The sequence below is a fragment of the Endozoicomonas sp. ALC020 genome, from assembly GCF_049275935.1.
Taxonomy (GTDB): domain Bacteria; phylum Pseudomonadota; class Gammaproteobacteria; order Pseudomonadales; family Endozoicomonadaceae; genus Endozoicomonas_A.
The window spans coordinates 4,579,635-4,603,179 of record NZ_CP184830.1 but is presented as its reverse complement, the minus strand read 5'-3'; the positions used below and the strand labels follow the sequence as shown (position 1 = coordinate 4,603,179).

1 protein-coding gene (running past one end of the window) is annotated in these 23,545 nt (G+C 52.6%); it reads left to right on the top strand.

The window, feature by feature from the left end; genetic code table 11:
• Positions 1-23,545 carry the 3' portion of a TcdA/TcdB catalytic glycosyltransferase domain-containing protein gene (locus ACOJUO_RS17425; RefSeq protein ID WP_422137638.1) on the top strand. 4,829 nt of this gene lie to the left of the window's left edge, so 23,545 of the gene's 28,374 nt are visible here — the last part of the coding sequence; its start codon lies beyond the left edge, outside the window; the stop codon is at positions 23,543-23,545.

Genomic DNA, 23,545 nt, shown 5'->3' with positions numbered 1-23,545 from the left:
TGGCCAAACCGCGTTAGAACTGTCAAAAAAAATCAATGCATTGACCGGTGATACACCGGTTAAAACCATTAATCTGGTTGGCTCAGGCATTGACGACAATGGGCTTGTCAGCGACTACCTGAAAGAAATTCTGAAAACAACAAAAACCTCGGCAGTGACTGCCCGTGACGGTCTTTTGAGAGTCGATATCTGGGGGCGCCTATGGGTTGGCCTGGTCTCAGAAACAGATCCGGTCACCTGGTCACTGGCCGACCACTCTGACAAGCTGAAAGCGCGTCGTAAGAGTAACGGTGAAATCACCGTCGAACGCTGGTCTGAAAAAGACACATTGGCTGAAGGTGCCACTGGACTCCGGCGGCTGCCCTCTGTGTTATCACAGGACAGCGGGTTGCTGGGGCCCACCGTCAATCCCGATGACCTGGTGCCAACTCTGGCGATGTTCAGGCACCGTTTGAAGCCGGGTCTGCTGAGTTTTCTCAAACCGAGTGATTTAGAAGCACTGGAGACGAAAATTGCAGAATTTGACCAACTTCGCCAGAAGGAGGGAAGTGAAAGTGCCCTGAAAAAGTACATGCTTGTCTATCGGATGCAGAAAAACCTGCCCGCAATTCTGAGTGGGGAATCAGCGGCCTCCCACCTGGCGGCGGCAATAAATCAGTACCTGCTGGATGCTTTGGTGGAGGTTCCTGAAAAGCTTAACTTTATCTGGATTGGTCGTCTCAACGAAGGGGTTAAGGACCATCTCAGGGTCTGGAGTAAGATGGTTCCCTCATGGTCGCTAAGGCTCTGGTACGATCCACAGGCATTTCTGGCGCCCGTGCTTACCCGGGAAATATATAAGGCTGTTGCCGATGAGAAAATAGCCGAGTCATTCCTGGTACATGAACAAGCCAGAGTGGAGTTTTTGACGCGTTTGCGTCATCTACAAGATCTGGCCTACAGCACTATAAAAAAAGGCCTCGCCCAGGGCAAAACCTTTGACGACATGGCGAAGATATTTTTAGTCAACCACCTGGGGATGGATCAAGAAGAATTAACACAAATACAAAGGCAAAGTCTGCAGGAGTTCACAGATCTCGCCAATGAACTGACCGGGCTCCGGGGCAACACCGGATCCGGGGGATTCATGCTGGCAGATATCAATCAACTCTGGCATTCAGGCGATGAAACCAGCATGAAAGCGTTGTACGTGAGAGAACTTGGCTTGAGAGGGATTTTAGCTGCAGCCTCTGATTTGGTAAGAGTAGTACTGCTGAAGGGGGGAGGTGTCTATTTGGACGTCGACACGCTGCCTCATTATAATGAAAAATTGTTTAAAGGGATTGAAATCCCAAGTGAAATTTTACATTCAGGAAGACTGAGTCATTTAATTAACCATATGATTATGGATTATTTTGCTGACCCAGGCCCGGAACAACTGTTTTTTAACAGAACACCTGATCCAGAAATACGGAGAGAATATAACAGATTCAAAGAAATATACCCTGATTTTTTTAAGGCTGTCAAAGAAGCCATCGTTAATCATGGGAAAGAGCCTCTTTTTACTTTTCCAGGCTCAGTCAAGGCTATTCCTGGCTCAATAGAAATAAGGTTACAATTTGTAGAAAGAATCAATGGCGGCAACTGCTTTATTATCGCGCCGCCAGACAGTGAAGTTCTCAAGGCAGTTCATCGAGAAATAATAAGGCGTTACAAATTGATTGATCGGCTGGGAATAGGCGACACGGAAAACTCTTATGACGACAGTATCGATGTCGATACAGTTGAGCAAATGAAAGAGTCAATCGTCAATGAATTGGGAATCAATAACGATTTCGCCAAAGATATAATTAACTATCGAGGTGATGGATTAGTTGTTAGAGGAGCTGGAGCGACGTTGCACCTATCCGGGCCGTCTTTGTTTATTAAAGTCATCAGAAGATCTGTCTTTGCTTTGCTTCCAGAAGAGGACCTTTTTGATTACAAATTAAAAGCCTATTTCACGCAAATTAACCCACTGGCAAGGATTGATTCAGTGAGTGTTGATACGGATGAAAAGCCCAGTAGCTGGATTACCAATACTGATAAAATCGTGCGTTATAAACTGACCAATGAGCGAGACAGCAGTTATAAAAACCAGGTCATTCTCCAGCTCGGTAACAGCGACAATGAAGCCAGAGCCAGCTCATACCTGAGAAATAAATACCAGCCCGATTTCAGCCGTCTTATACGACTGATGCCTGATGGCTCCCTGATTGATGAGAAAGCAGGTTACATCATTGAATCCAGGATTGTGAAAGCCAGTTTTATTACAGACGACACACGTATTATTGTTGTTGGTCATGGTTCCAAGGTTCAGGATAAAAACACCGGTTCCGACAAGTTTCTTCTGGGCGGCAAGACGGTTGAGCAACTGGCTGAAGTGCTCGAGCGCATAACCGGTGGGCAGTTTGTCAGGACTGTCAGTCTGGTGGGTTGTGGTGCTGATGCCAGCGGCGAGCATTACCCTGTAGAAGCGTTCGCCAGAACACTGTTTGCTGAAATCCGGACAGAACGCATCACCGTCCGCAACGCACTGGTGGCAGTGGATATGCTTGGCCGTAAATGGACTGGCACCCTGCCCGCTGATGGCAATATCCTCTGGTCACAGTCAGACCATCGCGTCAAGCTGGTGCTTGAGAAAGACGATCGGGGCCAGTTAATGGCCCGCCAGCTTCCGGTTGCAGATGGGCTGGTGAAAAAACTCCGGAATTTGCCCGCGTTGCCCCCCGGCAGGGATTATGCCCATCTGGGCAGGAATGACCGTCATTTCGATCAGGCCAGACGCTTACTGCTTGAAACGATGATCGAAAACAATGGCAGGCAGAAACTCTCTGACCTGATTGAGCATTACAACCGTCGACTGTATCAAAACACCGGTGATGACCTGTCTCCTTACCGGTTGATGCCTTTGCCGGTTGCCGATGTCGAGCTTCCTCTTGCCTCAAAAGAGCCTCAGCCAGAAGAAAGACGTCAGATAAGCGCCTTTGTCCGCGCAGACTCAATCGGTGACCCGTTTTCCGGAGTGGGTCAGCTGGCCTATGACGATCCCCTGGCGCAAGAGAATTTTGCCCGGATCCAGCAGGAGGGGTATCTGCTGGCCATGGGAGTTGCAAACTCGCCATCCGAGGTCATGGCTGCATTGTTTACCCGCCTGTTGCTTGGGTCTGTGCAGGACATTGTGGCACCCGGAGGCAATGACATAGATCCGTTCCGGGTCTCCAGCCTTGAGCTGATGACTTCGGTATTGGGAAAAGGTGACCTGCAGGCTCTCCGTGGCCAGCAGTTGCAAAATGACTTTGCCGACTTGAGCCAGTGGTATATCAAGTCTCTGAAAAAGTTATTGGGTCACTTTCTGGCGGACAAAGCAGACGAAAAAATACCGAGACTGAACGCCAGAGAATGGCATAAGCAGGGACAGTGGCTGCAAAAAACACTTTCCCTTGGGATTAATAAAAGAGTTCCCCATGACGCTGTCGGTTTTACAGATCCTGTGACCAGGATTCACGGAGAGGCTTTTGATGACAGCAAATACCTGCCTGTTGTCACCGACCCTTCGGGCGTAACTTATGTTCTGCTGGACCTGCCAGAAAGTAACAACGCGGCTTTTCCGGATAATCTGCGCAATATCCTGTTTATGCTTCAGTCCTCAGGGCCGCTGGGGCCGCGTAATGCCCAGACGCTGATCAATACCATTGAGTTAGCCTATTCCCGGCATTCAGATTTCCTGGCAGGAGAGCAGCTTGCTGAAAAAATAACCCGGCTGCCGATGGCTGATGTAGTCACACTGGCCACTGAAGTTATTAACCTCGACACGGAGCCTAAGGCTCTTCGGAGTCTGATACGAAGACTGTTGATTCGCCTGGCAGCCAGCGCAGTGAAGGCTCTGGACATCGGTCACAAACCGGATTACCAGCAGAAGTTTCTGATCGCAGAATTACTCGTCCGGGCCCCCGAAGAAAAGACCTTTGTCGTCCTGGTCCCAGAATCGGGAAAATACCAACGCACGATTACTCTGGATCCTTTGAAGACCATCGACACGAATGACTATCGTGGCTTGCATTCGCGAGTCACTCTGGGGGCTCGTTCGCCACTTTTTATCTCGACCATTCAGGACAGTACCTATCGCTCTCAGGTGCGTGAGCTGCTGAAACTGAATGGAATGCCAAAAAAACAGGGACCTGTGTTTCGTTATTTCGACAAACCTAATCAATTTGTCGATACCCTTTTGGCCTGGCGAAAATGGGAAATAGAGTCTGGTTTTGAGGCTAAAAAGCCGAACCTTGATATTCTTCTGGAGCAAGACCGATTCATCCAGGACAGTGAGGCAATTGTCCATCCATGGCAATCAAATAAGTCGATCATCGTCCGGGTTGGAGTGAAGGATGTACCGGAAGAGGCGTCTGACGCCCGCCTGGCCCGGGTGCTGACCCAATCCTACGGGATGGCCCTGTGTCTGCGAATCCGGGCAATGGCTCCAAATGCTCGCTATCTAATCGGGGCTATGGAGATATGGCAAATGGATTACCGTGATAATCCTGAGGGGGATTACGGTTTTGACAATGCTCTGACACTTCGGCAATTCACTGGCGATCCGCTTTACCGGGCACTGATCCGTGACAGTAAGAACCATGATCTTAAGTTTGCCGTGGGTTCTGTAGATGATTTCCAGCGGGCTATGGAGGTATTGGATTCGGAAGGGAAACTCAGCGATTCGGTCAGCAACGTTATTAGCCGCATTGCAATGAATCCGGCGACCTCTGTTAATACTTTTGTAGAAGCTCTGGTTAAGGTATACACAAATTTCTGGAAAGAGATGCAGGATGCACAACTGCGGTCGGTGCTGCAGTTGCAGGCATCGCAATACCAGATATTGAAACAACGATTAACCAGCTCCGATTTAACCGTTAATACCAGGAGCAGGTTATTGTCAAGTCTGGGCAATATGGAAAACCCGCCAGACAAAACTTCGTACACCGGCACCATGCCTTCTCATTACATGGACGTCTATAGCAAAGGAATAAAGGAGAACAGTCCCGGAATTATCAGTGAAGTAACACCAGGCTCCTATGGCGATAATGGTTCGCAGACCAAGGTCGCGATCTTGTTCTCTGCCGGGTTTATCAAATATGTTCGTGATCAGAATGCTCTTGAACAGAATGCTCCTTCCGAACACCTGTTTTCAATACACAGTAAGATTATCAAAAGCCTTAGATGGCTCAGCACCGTCCCTGAATTCAAGGTTTTTTCCGGCGCTCTGGCGAAAGATCGGAGCCAGGCCTTTGGCGACCTCCAGAAGCTGGTGGATCAGGGGGTTATTGATGGTTCTGCCGGTAGCGGCTTCGACCAGGTCAAAATACCCGACTCTGTCCGGCTATTGCTGGTCATTACTCCTCCCGATCCATCGGGTACTCCATCCGCTACAGAAATGCCGCAGCCGGTTCTGGTTAAGAATACCGGTTGTGTTCTGAAAGTGGATCCGAGCCAGTATTTCATCAAAGGACAAATAGAGGTTGAACAACATCAGACCTTATCAGGCCTGATAGCTCGTTATATTGTTGCATCCGGTCTGCTAAAAGGAATCAACGGAGATTATGAAACCCTTCGCAAAAAAATGCTGCGTAAATTTGGCATCAAGGCATTACCAGAAAAGAAAAGCATTATCGTTGTTCCCTTCGACCCTTTCAAGGGACGGGCCGGCCTTGAAATAGAGAATCTCATCACAAGTGTGGACACTGAAGCGAGGAAAAACCTTGCATACTCTCAATTTAATCCTGATGAGCGTATTAACTCTGATTTTCCTAATATACTCCTGTCTACTGATAGCCATGAAGGTCGCACCATCATTGAAATTGTTACCGGCCCCAAACCTCTCTCGGCTTATCTCAGTGAGTCCTCAGATTTATTTCTTGCAACCAAAACGCTGGCCTCTGTTTTAGCGAATATACCTGAAGGGGGGGTTACCGTCAGTGGTTTGGTTGAGGCTTATAATGATCAGCTACTTGGCAATAACCCCGAAGGTAATTTAAAAAATTTCAAGTTATCCAGTTTTGATGAATTTAAAGACAGTCAGATTTCATTGTTGTCTGGCAAGATGGGGGCAGCGGTAGCGGCAGGAGCACAGTCACCACCTTATCGTATTCATGTCAATATTGGGGTCGACCTTAGTTTGATTGGGGATATAACCTCCTATATTCCCGATCTTTTTGTCTCGGATAAAAGCGACACATTAAGGCAGGTTTTTGAGTGGAGCCAGTATAAAGCCGCTGTCATTTCAGAAAAGCTGAATCTGAATTCTGACTTGCTGAAATCCATGTTTACCATGCATTTGTACAAGCAGGCATTAGACAGTTCAACCAACAATTTCAAGAGGGGGAAAATGAGTCTTGCAGGTACCTCTATCAATAAACTTAGAGGATTACTGAGACTGGGTACCGCTGATTTTTTAATGACTGCCATCTCTGAGTCGGAGGCCGAACAACTTAAGACAGCCATCCAGAATTACGGCTGGCAAAGCTTTACTTCGTTGATGCAGGAAACGGTCAATGATCTGGCCACGGTGGGATCTGAGGCTGAAGGAATTGGCAGGGAGTGGAAGGTTCCCGAACAGCGATTGCAAGCCAGGTTAAAATTGTTGTTCACCGACATGTTGGATCATCGTGTCGAACATGGGGCGATGATTATCCCCTACAACCATGGCTCAGATTTTTTCGAATTACCCCAGGGCGAGAACAAAAGCCCGAAGCTGGGTTACGTAGATATCACAAATGCATCCTCAAGACATGGCGTCACTTCTTATGTTGATGAAGAGGGTCAAGCCCATTTTCTCGGGACAGTGGAGGTTCGAAAACTCTGGCCCAATCTCGATAAGATGGCTTTTTCCCCTCCCGACTCTTTCACGGTTTCGGTAATAAAGTCCGTTCAAACCCCGGGGTTACTGGGAGCAGACCCGGAGGTTGACGGGATTTTTTTAGGAAAAGCTCAATCCCTGGTCAGCCCTGAAACCAAAACTTCGCATTTCCAGAGCTGGGTGAAGCAGTCCATCCTCGACCGTTTGGGTCGACTCAGCCAGGCAAAGCTCGAACATGTCACCCGCTCCTTCGTCAACCGTCCGCATGAAACACAGGACCCAATCGGGCAGGAACGAGTGGCCCGGTTGCTGCTGACTGCCAATCTCAGGGCAATAACCGGCGGGTCGTCAGGATCAGCCTGGGACACTCTGGTGCAGTTGCAAAAAATAGTGTCCGTGGATCTTCAGCGGATAACCAGCGAGGAGCAACCGCTTCCTGTGGCAGCCACTGACCGTCAGGCCCGCTGGCAACAGCTGGCAGAGCTTAATCTGTCTACTGAACTCAATACACTTCTGAAACTGTTTTCTGGTGATGAAAGCGAAGGTTTTATTAAGCCGGTGCTTAAATCAGGAGAGGTGCTGTCCGGGTACGGAATGTCTCTGCGCCGTGTGTCGCAGGAAATAACGATTGTTCTTGACCCCCACTGGCACCCGTACCAGAGTCAACTGAACAAGAATCCGCTGACCCTGACAGTGGGAATAAAAGACGCGACGCAAGATAACCATAAAGCTACCCCTATAGGAAAGCTTTTCGCAATAGCCTTGTTAAACCATCCCGATGTGGCCGCGCTCCATCAGGCGCAAAAGGATTTGCGGGCGATCTGGGGATTGTCGTCAATCAAGACTGACCGCAACTATGGCCTGACCAAAGAACTGACTCTGGCTATTTTTCCAGAGCAGCAGGACGCCCTTTACACACAGTTTGTGGATGGCATCGGCAACCCCGATCACAATTGGCAGTTTGCTTCCGGGTCGGTTGAGGATTTCGCCCGGGTTCTGTACGGGTTGTCCACCCGCTATGATCAGGACAGTCTGACAGAGGCTTTTCATCGGATTCGGAACTACCACCGTCAAAACACCGGAGTATATCTGGACACCTTTGCCTCAGCAGTGGTGAAGACACACAGGAACCTGCCGGATGGCCGGGCAGCACTGACTCTGCGTCAGGTTATCGGGAGTGACGGCTGCACTTTTCTGAAACAGACCCTGAATGAAAGGCGCGCACCATTAATCAGTGGCCTGGATGCAATAATAGATGCCAGAAGTCTTGACGCGCTTTATAGTGGCCGCGATTTAAAACGACGCCTTCCTGGTATCACACTGAGCAGGGGGATAATGTTAAGGGTCACCCCTGAATACTTCGGTTATGCCGGGGCGAATTATCATTTATTACCCGATGCTATCAGGAACTTCCTGGCAACACCTCTGGGCAAAGATTACCTGAAAAAATTTGAAGAGAGTTTCACGTCCGGCCGTTATCAGTACCTGATTTTTGATGCCCCAAAAGCAAGCGATGGAAAGCAGCAAATCGTTGTTACGTTAACACTGGCTGGCGAAGAAACGGCTGACAGACAAGTGATCATTGATCCCAGTGCCAGTCAAAAGATCCGTTTGTCCAGCTTGATCCCAGTGTTTGTTGACCTGGTTAAATCCGGCTACGACATGGATGATAGCAGTCAGCCTGCCGCCCCGGACGATAAAGACATTGAAACAAGGGTTCGCCAGGAAATGGGGCTGGCTCCCCTGGTGCAGCTTGCCAAAATAGCGGCGGTAAAAAAGGACAGTGCAACTGGCCAGATCGTTCTTGAAAGAGTAACCGACGCTGTCTCCCGACCTGCCGGATGGGACAGCACGGTGCAGCAGAGCCCGACAGAGATCAATGGCTCACCTTTAACGACTCTGAAATGGCTTGGTGCCGAAGGTCAGCCGGGATTGCAATTGGTAACAGCCCCACTCTCCCCGGATGACCTGGACACTCACAGGCTTTCTCTGGCAGCCGATTTTTATGCGCTGGATAAAATGATCTCGACGCTGACTCATCCGGACAATACAAAAGATTACGATGAGGTCTACAAGGAGTATTTTAGCGACCGGTCAGGCTCTGAAGGGCAGCCCATTGACCGGGCAAAAACCACCGACGGCTCAGATACCGGAATCATCCTGAGGCTGCCCTTTGAGGATCTGGACAGGCCGGTGTTCGCTGCCCTGTTTGCTGACAGTGACAGCCCTGAAGGGGAGCGGCTGCTGGCCAGCCTGAAGGCTGCCAAACAGTTCGTGACAGATATTGCCCCGGCCTCAGGCGATTACAGGGCAATCCATGCTCAGTTAAGGTCGCTGCTTACCCTGTTGTTGTACCGGCTGTCGAGGGACGCCCCCCACGGGAAATCCCTGTTTCCGGGAATAAGGCTGGCAGATTATATCCATACCTGCCTTTCCAACAGTGCCGCTGCCTTACTCAGTGACTACATTCACCGTGTTGGCCTGCAACAGGTCACTCAGGAACTGGAAACGAAGCTCACTGTCATTGCAAAGCCGGGTGCCCCGGATCTGCAAGCGGGCGTCAGGATCAAAGACCTGCTAGGGATGGCTTTGGATTACCGCCTTGCCAACGGCGCCATGTTGCTGCCCGGCACGCTGCCGGATTACTACTCGCTGCCCCTGAAAGATAACAAAAAATATCGAGAGCTCTGGACTGGCCAGATGTCAGAGGACAGCACAGCGCGACCTGTCTCCAGAAACGCCGATGGCCAATATCTTCTGGACCTGGCCTTGCCGGGTCAAAGCGGCATGGTCAAACGCCTGTTGCTCCGAAACCCGGCCCCCCCCGATAACCTCCGGAGCCAGCTCCGATTGGCTTTGAAACCGGACTGGCTGGGCAGTGATCCAGAGGTTACCCGTGCGTTTCTTGAATTGGCGATGTCCGGGGTGGGTAAAGCCGACTGGCCGCAGTTTTTGGAGCACTTCTCTTCATTGCCCCAATTGCAGCGTTCCGCAGTAGTGGTGGCGCTGGGTCAATATCGCTTGCAGTATCCAGAGGACAGTATCAAGCAGCTGGCCCTTGCCCTTACCCGAATCCAGCTGTCGGAAGTGAATCAGCAGATCAGTCAGGATGATCAGGACGGGACACCGCCGGCGTTTCGCATCAGGCGTGTGACATTACCCGAAGACGGAAGTCATGGCTTCAGGCTGGAGACTGACGAGGGGATCATACCTGTGCTGGCCGACTCCCCGGAGCCGGTGACTGGAGAGCCATCACTCAAGCCGTATCCGCAAGGGCTGCTAATGCTCGCCAGTTCATACAGCAGCCAGTTTCCAGGGTCGTTTCTGGATACGCACAACAGCGTCAGACTCTACCGGCAAGCGATGCAGGATAGACAGCTGCATCCCGACCGTTACCAGCATGATGTCCAGTGGCTTATTAAAACGTTCAGTGACTTTGGACCGGAAATCTATCGCCAACGACTTCAGGAGGGGGGGGCGCTTGACCTGAGTGCGGGCCGGCCTCTCCACTGGCAGTTAAATCCCCATATTCCCCTGCAGAAGTCACGGTTGCAGGTCGGGGATGCCGCTGTAACGATTGAGTTTGGGATGAAGGATAACCCTTTGCAGAGTTACAGATTCTTTAACGAAGTGGTTGGCCGGTTCTACGCCATGGGTCTGGCCAAGAGTGTAGAGGCTGTTGATGCCAGTCTGTTCCAGTCGGTCTGGCCAGAGGAGGCGGAGCGACTGCGTCAACTGGGCGACACTGTTGATTTTGATTCTGTCCAGCGATGGGATTCCCTGCCTACGGCGCGGAATCTGGATAATACCCTTCCGAGAGACAACAGCCCGGATTTACCAAAACTTTATGCTGGATCCGTCAGTCAGGAAGGCGTGAAACGGACGCTAAAATGGCTGTTCGATCAGAAGCCTGAATCAATTTCATTGGGCCTTGAACAGCTCTTTGACCAAATTCAGGGGGACCAGGATAACCCGGCTGTTCAAACCTTTGCCGAGGCGCTGTATGAGTTTGACTGCAACCTGCCTGATGGTGACAGAGTCCTGTTCAGGGAGGCTTTCACTCCCGGGCAGATCAAATTTCTGAAGGGTGCCCTGACTCACCAGGCCCCTCAGCAGTGGGAACTGATTGACTACATAGACACACTTAAAACAACGTTCGATTCGCAAGCCCAGGTAACCGATGCTGACGGGTTTAAGTCATCGACCTACCGGCTGGTTGAGTCTGGCAGCGGCGACGACAGCGACAGAGAGTCAGTGGTTGTCATCGAAGACCCTGAGGCGCAAGACAACAAACGCTGCCGACGTGGAGTCGACGGGTGCAGTACTCGCCTGCTATCAGCAGGAAATCTGGCGGACCGCCCCTTTTTGGACATTGACAGCACGGATATCAGTTATACCGATACCAACAAACCTTATTACAAAGTTGAGTTCCTTAACCACAACGATGAGCTGTACCGGGTGCTCAGGCGCTCAGACAAGGATATTACTGCCACCCCCCTGGGCCAGGCTTCCGTCTATGACAGCATCCACGATAGCAACGACTCCCCAGCTGAGCGGGTGTTTTCAGACCCAACATTGGCCACTTCGTCCGTGGCGGTCAGGCGTTCCGATGGCAAGGTTTATCAGCTGATTTCGGAAGCTGACGGTCACTACCGGGCAGTGAGTTTGCAATCCGGAGATAAGCTGTTAACGTCGTACGACAGTAACAGTAAAACCCTTATTCCGGTGCTGAAAAAAAACGACCATGGAAAGACGATTTATGGCGTGAAACTGGACGACGCCGCCGCAGGGACAAACGGGCTGTTCAAACTCAACCCGAAGGAATCGCTGAAGGATCAGTTAGCCGCCGCCCGCCACTGGCTGTCAGCGAGCAGTTCCGAGCTACGGACGCTGACGGGCACAGACGACAGGATAGCCGTGATCCTTCCTGCCGACTACCGTCCCGGCCAGAAACTGGCGAATCAGGCCGAACGGCTCTTGTCAGAACTGAGAGTCTTTGTTGCCAGCTCCGCAGGACAGCGTCTGGTCAATGCCCTGGGGTTCCCTGACAGTTTCATCAAACCCGCCACTATGACCGAGCTGGACAGTCAGCTGCTGCCCGGTATGAAGCCCCCTGCCCCTCTCAGGCTGGTGATCAGGTTTGGCAAACAGGCTCTTGCTGACCGGGTGATACCCTATCGTCCCGGGGACAGCGGGGACACCAGTGGCAACCGGCTTGTGGTGCTGAAGGTTGACCCGGCGGTGTTGACCGGGCAACGCCACTCCACCAGTAATTACCTGGGGGCACTGGCCTCGGTCCTGAAGGATTTATGTCGGGCAGCACTGGTCAGTACTGATCAGGTGAACTCACCAGCCATCGCCATGACCTGGTTGCAGGGGGCCAAAATCACCAGTGCCCGGACGCTGCTGCAACTGGAAAACCAGCTTCGTAAGCAGTACGACCTGCTGCCCGTGCTGGCCACGGCATCAGCCCATACCCCTGTTCAGGAGGTCACCTCAGCGGGCGGGATAACGACTGTGAAAAACCGCCATCGGGTCCGCATTGCCTATCAAGCCATTGCTGAGCCTCTGTCCGGCTTTGCCCGGCTGATAGGGGATATGGAAACCCGTCGACTGTTTCAGCGGGTTCAGTATTATTGCAACCAACGGGTTGACCGGTTATCCGACGCTGGTCGTGCAGGGCTGGGAAACCTCCGCTCACTGTTAACGCAGCTGGCCTGGAGTGGGCTGGTCAGCCAGCGCATGGTGACATCGCAGCCCGCACTGCTGGCTGATCCGGCGGACGTGGTCACAGCCGTGCTTGATGACAGTGAGCTGAAAGCACTGGCCGGGATCAACAACCTCGCCGGGCAGCTTGAAGAGGTGTTGACCGATGCTCTGAAAGACCGACGGGGCATCGCCTTCACAGCGGCAGAACAACAGGGATCATTGCGCTGGCTAAGCCGTGCAGAGGCGGTTCTTACGGACGCACAGGCCGTGCGCAAGGAATGGGCCGAGCCCGGACAACTTCCCCTCGCTGCGGATTCCCGCGGCAATGTACCGGTCACCACTGGTAACCGAAAAACCCTTGCCCTGACCAGCACCGGGCGGCAACCGGTCACCCGGCTGAATGATCAGCCTCTCATTGCTATTGAAAGCCAGAACGGCCCCCTGTCCGCTCCGGCAGGCGGTGAGCTTAGCGGTTTGCTGGCCCTGTTGAGACAGGAGTCACCTGACAGCCCGCAGGCTGTCGCTGCTTTAAGGACCGAGCTTGGTTGGGCTCCAGCAGTTACCGACCCGGACTATTACCGGGACGCGATCAAGCGTACTCTGTTATCACTGTCCCCACAGCAGACCAACAACCTGGATGACACCCTTGTTGATTTGCTCAACAAGCCATCCCTGACCGACGGTGAGTCGCTGCTGGCGGAGTATTTTTTTCACCGGCGGCTCAGGGGGCTGGAACCCACAGAGCCAGCCAGGTTGCGGGCGGATGCCCTGAGGGCCAATAAATGGCTTGATCTCCTGCAAAAAAATCCGCCATTGCTTCCAGGACCTGGCTGGGAGCGCCCGGCTTTCACCCTCGATACCGGGTTGGGCCGTTACCAGGCTCAGGTTCAAACCAAGGACGGGCAAAAAACGTTCACGCTGGGTCGCCGGGATGACCTGGCTTTTTCCAACCGGGGGCCCGGCTACACCCTGACTCACAGCGAAGGCGACCGCAAGCAGGTCTTTCGCCTCCAGCTTCCTGATGGCTGGCCAGACCGTCTTTTGCCGATCAGGCTGGTTGTCCACATGGAGTTTTATCGCAAGCTGCAACGCAAGGGCAGTATTGGCAAAGAGCAATTACAGAACGACATTCAATTCATTGCCCGGGGGATGGGGGAGCCTCGTCTATCGCAGCTTCTTCAGGCGCTGGTGCAACCCGTCAGGGATGCAGGCATTGCCGATATTAGCCCTTTTAAAATAAAAATCAGCCCCAGGCCGCTCTGGCCGTTGGTGGACAGTCGTGTCGAGGTGAGTGAGGAAAACAGTGCCCACGCCCTGTTATTGCTGGGCACGAAGAACAGGAACAAGCCATTTATTTTCCGGGAAACCCTGACCAACCTGGTGGGTGCCAGTCTGTTGAAGGCACTTGAAGGTGGTGGAGGGTCGCTGACAGCCTTGCGCCAGCAGGTGCGCCAGCAGTTCGGGATCAACACCGCGACACTGCCTGACAAGGAGTCGCGTCCCTTGGGACTGACCCGTCAATACGCACTGACTCTGGCGGTTGACCCCCCTTCAGGCACAAGCCTCTATCGGCAACTGGTCGCAGGCCATCATAACCTGCTGTTAGCCAAAGGTACGAAAGCCGATTATCGCCGGGCATTGGCGTATTTAGAGTTGCATGACAAGACCAGGATTCAGGCAATAAGGGATAGCCTTGCTAAAGGGGAAATTACAGCCAGTGACCGTGAGAAAAAACTTTTCAACGAGGTTGTCAATGATAAACAATCCTCAGCGCCCCTGGTTCCAGATGGCTCTGATAATACCATTGCCTCCTACAAGGCCTTGCCCTTCACCTCTGAGCTGGTCAACGTGGATTACCGGGCCTTCTGGAGCGTTGGTTCCGGTATAGAATCCCTGCTCGACGCCAGACTGCTGGGGTTAAGTCGGGCGGCGGCAGAAAATTTCCTGTCCCAACAGATAGAGGTCGCTAAAAAGCATTTCAGACTAAAAGTCGTTGCCAGCACTTACCTGAAGTCACTGCTGGTTCATTTTATCTACTGGAAGATGGAGCAGGTTCTGGGTGACACCGGCCAGCCAGCCAGCCGGATACGCTTGGGAGTGACCGATGCGGTAACGACCATACTGCCTGACGGCGATATCGATGACATCGCAAAACTGATGTACGTTGATCTTTGGTTGGAGATAAATACGCCAGAGAGTCCGAGGATATCCACTCTCGTCGCATTGGAAAAAGCCTGCACTTTTGTTGCCCGGGGACTCGGCTGGAAGTCTTTTGACACTGGCCTGCTGGCCAATCTGAAGCAAGATGTGGACACCGTATTCCATGAGGCGGTAGCACTGCGACGGCGCGTCGGAAGGCCGTTCCAGTTGCCTGTTAATCAACAACCGGACGCCCAGGGTAAAGAGCCCACGTCTGTGCAGGCTTTAGCGGGGCAGGATCAGATCATTGAAACCTTCGCCAGCAGCCCTCGTTATGCGGTTATGGCGGATGGTAAAAGGCGTTATATAAAAATAACTCCGGCGGGCCCGGGCAATCCTTTCTCGCTTATGTCACTCCAGTCACAGGATGGCCTGAAGAGGCTGTTACGGCGGCCTCTTAATCCGGGCAAAAACGCTGCAGCCACTCAGGCTTACCTGTCACAGCTGGCACGCCATTATGAGGCTTTTAGTGAACTGAAAGACATTAACATGACCGGCCAGGTCAATGGCGTTATTGACAAGATGGACCATGTCACCCGGCAGCAGTTTGCCGATGGTTTCCTGCACTATGCCCGGCAGTCAGCCATCCCGGCAGGTCTGGCTGAAACCATCGCCGGGAAGTTACTTGCGGCAGAGCTCAGCGCCCTGGGTTCTCTGCCTGAAACGATTTCTACCGGGCTTTATCAGCGGCTCAACGGGCTGCTGAACCTGACCGGGAAAAAGGAATTTTCACTGACCTCTGGCGACCTGAATATTCGGGTGCTGACCGACCCCTCAATCACCGCCGATGCCTCCTACCTGATGCCTGCCCAAGGTACACTGGTGCTGGGCAATGGCGGTGCCGACAGCCCGCTGACCGCCGCCGCAGCAATGGCTTTGCTGCAGGCGTGGGAAGCCCAGAAACCGGAGGATCAGGCAAAAACATTCCTGGCCCTGCATCAGAAGCGAATCCGATTGCCAGAGGGTGTGGAAAGCCTGTCACCAGAGTCGCTGGTCAGTGAGTTCACGGTTAAGGAAGGCAAGCTGGCACTCTCCGGCCTGCTGGAACGTCTGACCAGCTTTATCGGGCTGGCGGACAGGCTGAAGCGGGAGAATTTTTCCGGAGCCCGACTTCTGGCCAGAAAGATTCGCCAGAACGTGGCCGACGGCGTTGCCGCACTCAGGCGTGATATTGATTTTGGCCAGATGGCTGAGCTGGTTGATATCACCGGCCGTGATTTCCGGAGAACCTTGCAGGCACTGGACAAGGCTGGTTTGCCAGACGGTCAGGCAGCAAGACTGCCCGATGCAGACTGTGTTCTGTGCGATGGTTCCGGACCGATCAGGACCGCGATGGCCCTGATAGACAGGGTCAGCGGGCATCTGGATGTCATTGAGGCCAGTGATCACTTCATCCATGTCAGGCAGAGTGCCGGTGACAAGGGGTTGCTGGCAGACGCCTTCCTGCTGCTGGAACAGGGACGTTTTGCGGCGGTGGTCACCGAAGACATTATGGACAGCCCGGCGTTCCGCAAGGAGCTTCTTGAACTTATACGACAAACACTGGCGCAAAGGCAGGGGCTGAAACCGGAGCAAATCATTGATCGGGTGGTCACCTTGCTCGATGATTCGGGCTACAGTCCCGACGACACCCGCTATGTAAAGCAACAGCTGCTTGCAAGCCCGGAATTTGTGGAGAGCCTTAAGCTTCGTGAAGACCATACCGGCGGGGATAGCTTCGAGCCTGATAGCCCGGATGGCAGCAAGTCAGGCGGTGGGTCGAAAAGCTTGCAAGGGAAGTTCATGCGCACGCTGGACGTGCTGGATCGCAGTACAAAATTTAATACGGGCAGGATGGTTGTTGGTGCAGGGAATGCCGTCGCTGGCCTTGCCCTGGCTTCGGTGACACTGAATAACCTGGAAAAATACGGCGACTCGATGCCTCCTGATGCCAGGAACTCGGCCTATGCGAGTGCGAGCCTGGGCATCACCAACTCGGTCTACGGTCTTACCATGAGCGCCAACTGGGCGCTGAGCAAAACCCTTGTCAAGACCAACAATCCGGCAGGTGCCCTGGGCGTCGCGTTAAAGCTGGGTCCGAAAGCGTCACGAAATGTGGCCAGGACTTTACCCGTTATAGGCGGTCTCCTTTCTCTTGAAGTTGGTACGCTTTCACTGGCCGCTAATGCCGCAAACGCCCACGCGGCAAGAAAGGCTGGCAGCTATAAACGGGCGGCCATTTATGGTGCCATGGCAGCCCTGGATGTCATTACCATTGGCCTTGATGTCCTGAGTATGGCGCTGGACTTCATCTTTCCAAAGCTGGGTCTTGTTGTGGACCTGATCAGTATGCTGTTAGGTTTCGTGCAAACGGCCCTGCAGGCCATTATGCCGCCCCCCACCGCCCAGGAGGATTTCAACGCTTTATTGGAGAGCCCGCAATTCAATGGACAGCTTGATCAGCAGATGGAGCACTTTGAGAAAGCAGGCTACAGGCGGTTTATGCTGTTCGACGATGCCAGTAATTATCTTGACCAGAGTAAGTATGACGAGAACCTCGAGACATTGAGGTTCTCCACTATGTGGTTTCTTCTGGATGATTTCGACAAAGACAAATGGTATGCCATTGTTGACAGGCAAAACGTAAGGCGATCCGGGTCAGGGACGTACCTGTCGGACTACATAGAAGGCAGGAAAGGATACAAGAGATTTTTTGGTTTGGGTGGCAATGACACCCTGATCACTGACCTGGGTGAGCTTTATGGCGGTCCGGGCAACGACTTGCTGATTGTCAAAAAAGGCAGAGCAGCAGGGGGCAGTGGCAATGACATTATCCGGGTTGAAGAGTCAGGCGAAGCTTACGGGGACAGTGGCGATGACGATATCCGGATTGAAAAGTCAGGTAAGGCTTACGGGGACAGTGGCAATGACATTATCCGGATTGAAAAGTCAGGTACAGGTTACGGGGGCAGTGGCAATGATGTTATCTGGATTGGGCACACAGGTAAGGCTTACGGGGGATACGGGGACGACACCCTCTACCTGTCAAAGATCGGTGGCATTGGCTATGGCGGGCCGGGGAACGATCAGATTTATTTCGGCAAATCCCAGTATGGCGACTCGGGCGATGACCAGCTCATTGACAAGCTCGGCGCAGTCTACCAGCACGGTGGAACAGGTAATGACCGCCTTTCGCCGGGGTTAGGTTATGCACACCTTTTTGGCGGACCCGGAAATGATACGCTTGTCCTGCCCAGGTTCTCATTTTCTGTGGTCAGCCAGATGCCAAAAGGTAATCTCACGGCTCAGTACACTATTGGTCGTAATACCTTCAGGATTGATGGCCATCCATCCGGTCCCATTCATGACACGCGTCGCTACGCTCATGGTTACTCTAAGCCATTACTCTGGGTTAACTTGAAAAACAGAGTCTGGGGTAACCGTTTTTCTGATTATCTTGAGTTTCAGAAGTTGAAGCGCACCCATCCGGATGGCGAGGAAAAGGAAACAGATAAATCCTTTTTCGGTGTGTTTGGTGTAGGGCCTGGCGGTCAGTCATCGGTGACTAAGGCATTGATGGAGCAGGTTACACCTTTCGCCGGTCACCTGGGCGTCAGTCGAATTTCTGATATTTACGGTACAGGTTCTTACTTTTACCTCGGCAAAGTTCAGTACGGCAGCGCGCGAGAGCAAGTCCACCTCTATTTTTCGCTCAAAGGCGTTTTCGTGATGAAAACTGACCGCTCCCTGTTGTTTTTCAAAGAGAACAGCCTGCTCGAGGCCAGCAAAACTAATAAGGCTGTCAAATTCTTCGCCACCCTCCTGGACAGCTTGGTAACCGGGGGCTCTGTTGATGGTATGGAGCATCTGTTGGGTTCCGAAGACGGCTCGGAAGTCTACGGAACCGAACAGCGCGATAACATTTATCTCAGGGGCGATAAAAATAGCAACAACATAGTGAATACGCGAGGTGGTGACGATTTTGTCTATGCCAGCAATGGCACAGACACAATAAAACTGGGAGAGGGCAATGACCGGGCGGTATTGAGCGATCAAAATAAGGTGGACGGCGGCCCCGGCACAGACACTATTTCCTACGTGGTTCGAAAAAAAGATCTCTGGCTGGATATGACCAACCGGGATCGGTCGAAGGGGGAGGTGGTGACCGGTGTCGAGGTCATACAAGACTCCCCCCATAACGACAAGATCAAAGGCAACTCCGAGAATACGGTTTTTATGGCCACCGGTGGCACCAATACCCTGGATGTCGGAGCTGGCAACGACACGGTTATCACTCAAGGCGGAAAGACATCCATCTGGCTGAGAATCGGTTTTAACTCCGTGATACTGGGTGATGGTCAACACGAGGTTTACACGGGCATTCATGCCGACTCAATCAGGGTGAGTGGCAACAACCTTGTTAACCAAAAATTTTATGTCCACAAACCTCAGGAACCTTCGACAGGAAAATGGCCAGTTCTGGTTATCCGCTGGGGACGATTTAGTGACCGCTGCACCCGGCAGCACGGACAGCTGGCCAGCCTGACTGTCAACCCGTTCAGCGAGCGCATGGACCTGGTTTTCAGCAAACAGAAACCCAATGCTAACGTCACCCTGGACTTTAACACCCCCGACATCCCGCCGGTCACAGTCAAGCAATTTAATACCCACTGGTACCGGAAGGATTTGGATACGGATACGGACCACTGGAGGCACATAGCCGGGGATGTGATGAAACTGAAAAACACTACCCTGACCGATTTTGATTCAAGAAAAGGTGCTTGCAAGGTCACCAGGAAAGTGGACACCCATACCTTTTCCAGAGCACAGATGCTGGCATTTTTGAATCGCTACCCCGGAAAACCTTTAGGTGAATTCCGTCGCAAGCAGTGGCCTGACGAGACTGAGTTGGAGAGTCTTGCCAATGAAGGAAAAAACCTGGGTGCCGGTTTGCACCGCATTAGCAGTGAGGAAAGCAATAATCTCAGGCTGGGGATTGAGATTCGTTTCGACTCTTCCAGTTGCAGCCAGCGTAGCGGTCTTTTACGCAGGCTGACCCTGAAGCCGAACCAACAGCAGGTGCTCTTTGAAGGCTTAGCCCCCGCCCAGAAGGTGCATGCCACGTTCGACAAGGGCAAGGAGATGGTTTTCTCTGTCCCGGCAAAGCACACACTGACTTTACAATTGGTTAAAACCGATGCAGACGGCAGCAGACAACATTATGGCCGTCACCAGATATCAGGAAAAGAACAGTACTCAAAACAATGGCACGAACTGTTCCCCGGTCAGCCAATGGAGGCTGGCCTGGGCATGCTGGAGGTGCGTCATACCTTTCAGAGGACAATGGGGCTCATCAAGCTATGCGGAGCCACCAGACTGTACAACAGCTCTATGACTATACCGGATGTCCAGCTTGACTTGTCTTCAGACTCACACTCTGGCGTTCCCATCATTATCGGTGGTCCGGGCAATGATCGGCTAACAGGCAATCCCTCCACAGATAATATATTGCTTGGCAAGGGAGGGCGCGACATTTTGCAGGATATGGGAGGCAACAACCAGTTTATTGTCGGCATGGGCGATACCACTGTTACGGCTGGCAGGGAAGGACATAATCAGCTAATACACGACAAGTCTTCCTTACTTTATGGAATCCGGCGCCTGCGGCAAGACATCAGGGTTCTTACCTTCAAGGTTGCCACAATATATGAACTGGATGGCATGACCGTCAATGTCACCCAGGGGATCGCACAGACCCGATGGCGAAATACGGAAACTGGCAGCTGGCGTTATCACCAGACCGCATTCAGTGGGATCGGCCAGATGACCGGGTCTTCGGGAGATGATACCTACTTTGGCAGCAATGGTACGGATATTTTCAGCACCGGGGGCGGTTTGGACAAGGTTCACATGGGGGGCGGAAACGACCGGGTCATCATTAACGCCCGCTGTCAAAATGGCACTACCCTGGACGGCGGCAGCGGTGCCAATACACTGCTCTTTGATTTGCCCATCAGTCGTCGTGTATCTGTCGACCTGAGAAATAGTTTAACGGTCAGGAACTTTATCCTGGAGGACACCGGGAAGGGCAGGATAAAATTTTCCGGTGACGATAAAGATAACATTTATGTGTCCAGAGGTTCTCTGTACAGTTTTAATGGCAGGGGAGGAGATGACTACCTTTTTCTTCTGAAGCAGCCGCAAGCCATCGATTTTAACGGTGGTTCGGGTACCGACACGATAGATTTCAGCCAGATGACCATCGAGCCGGATTTTGTCCGGCTCAATCTGTCTTTAAGAAAAAAAGCAGTGAGCTTTGCCTGTTATGCAAGCGATTCAGGATCCTGCTCTCCCGATAAAAACGTCAAAGGTCATATGTCTTTTACGGAAAGGTCGCCCGAACCCAAACCCAAATCCAAATCCAAATCCAAATCCAAGGGCATTTTCGATAAATGGTCGGCAGCTATCAGTAATTTTGAGATTTTCAAGGGCCCCGATTCCGGCGATATTTTCAACATTCCGGCCCTTGCCGGGATTGTCGTCGATGGCGGAGGTGGCAATGATACTTTCAGAATTTCCTCTCCCCGCATCAAGAGCAACAGTTCAATCACCTCCACCGTAGGGGGACCTGGATACAACAGGCATTATGGCAGCCGGGAGGGTGACCGGATGGTGGCAAACCTGGGGCCTGACCTGCTTTCCGGCGACCTGGGCCCGGATATTTACGTTATTTACCCACAGGCCAATGGCACCCGGATCGTCGACCGGGACAACGGAAATAGCCTGATATTGCACGGAGTCCAACCTGAAAAGCTGGACTGGCGACTGACTGGAAATTATACCCATCTGGAAGTGGACAACGACGGACATTTCTTTTTCAGCATCGATTTAGGGCACGTTCCCCAGTGTGTGCGTGAGGATGGCAGCCTGGTCACCGGGCACTTTATCAACAGCCTGGAACGGCATATCTGGCGCCTGACAATAATTGCTCCGGCCAACAACGAAAGCAGGCTGCTGAGCGGCAAAAACCTTCGAGATTACTATCACGCCAAGCTGACTGTGGATAAACGACTGGATAGCACTTATCAGCTTGGCAATATCACCGCACCGGTGCATGGCGGGCCAGGTGATGACGTGTTTTTCTTCTCGGGTGCTGTCAAGCCGGGGGCTGGGCTGTTCGGGGAGTCGGGAAATGATATTTTCCACCTCAAAAGCAGTGGTGCCAGTGTTCACCCCGGTCCTGGCAATAACCTTGTCAGTCTGGAGCTGGGGGGTTTAAAGGATAGTGGCAGGGATAGTGGCAGGGAAAGCGGCTGGGAAAACCGCGCCGTGAAGCTGTTTTTTGCTCCCTTTTCGTTTAACCGTGTTCGAATGGTTGGTGTCAGCCTCACGGATTTGCAGGCAGCAAGCTGGCGTTCGCTGGCTCTGCGTACTGCGCCTGACAGCAATGACCAGACTGGTTGCCCAGCCGACTTATCCCGCTTGATGCCCCCTCCGGTCACCGGCGGCAGTTTTATCCTGGCAGCCTGGATTCGCCAGGGCCTGCCGCTTGGCAGAGGAACACGGGCCGGGAGCACGCTGATTCATTTTGCCGGGCCTGACGGCTCTGATGCCATCAGCCTGAGCCTGAAACCCGGGAGGCTGGAGGTCAGGGTAACGGAGGGTGCCAGGTTCTTTCATCGAAGGGTCAGGCCATTTTTTACCTCCCCCCGCCTGCATCTGGCCATGACAATAAATGACAGTGGTTTTCTAACTATCTACCGAAATGGTCAGATTGCTTTGGCAACCCAGGCTTTCAAGCCGGCCAGGAAAATTCGGGCGCTGAACTGTTATGCCGCTGACAAACTCATCATCAACCAGCGTCTCCCGTCGCCTGAAGGGATAAAAATGATGGCGTCCGGTGCCGACCCCCTGGTGAGAATAGGCACCTGGCAGGACCCTGACCGTATCTACGCCAATGGCTGGCCAGACAGCCTGGAACTGGATGACGGCATTCTGGATGACAGGGAAAGGATCGGTCGACGACTCGAGTCTGGTTATTCACTTTCAGAGCAAACCATCCCCGGACATCAGTATGTAATCGACGAAAAAAGCACTACTTACCGTTTCTCTGGCGATGACATGGATAATGGCCAATGGCTTCTGGCAAACGCCACGGGCACCGCTGACCAGCTCGAAATTAATACCCATGATTGCCAGACATTGGGCTATCAAAAGTCGGACGAGGATCTGATCCTGACTGTCTTGTCGAATAAGAACCGGTTGAAAATCAGCGACAATAGCAGCCATCCGCTCAATGCCACCCAGAGCCTTCGGGTGCAAAACTTTTTCAGCCAGGAAGGCGATACCGTTGAGCGCCTGATCGTCAATAACCGGGTGCTCAGCATGAGCGAGGTGCTGGCGAAAGTAGATACCCTACAGTCAAATGGCAGCCGCTCACTGAATGAAAGCATCCCAGAGGCAACTTTGGCCGCTGAGGGTGGGGGCAACGGAACCCAGTCCTTACTGAACAGGATCATTGGCAGGGGGAAACAGCTGTTGAATCTGGGCAATCTGACCGTAGCTAAGAAAGACGACGCTGACACAGGTGAAGCCGAGAGTGAGCGACCCATGGTGGCGAACCTGAATAACACGGAACTGAACCGGCAATACCAGCGTTTGGTTCAGGAAAGAAACACCCTTTCAGGCAATCGCAGTGGCGAGAGCCCATCGTTTATTCCATCGGTAAGCCAAAGAATGGCGCAGAACCTGACGAATCCGCTAAATTTAACGATGATGGGTCAGGGCTGA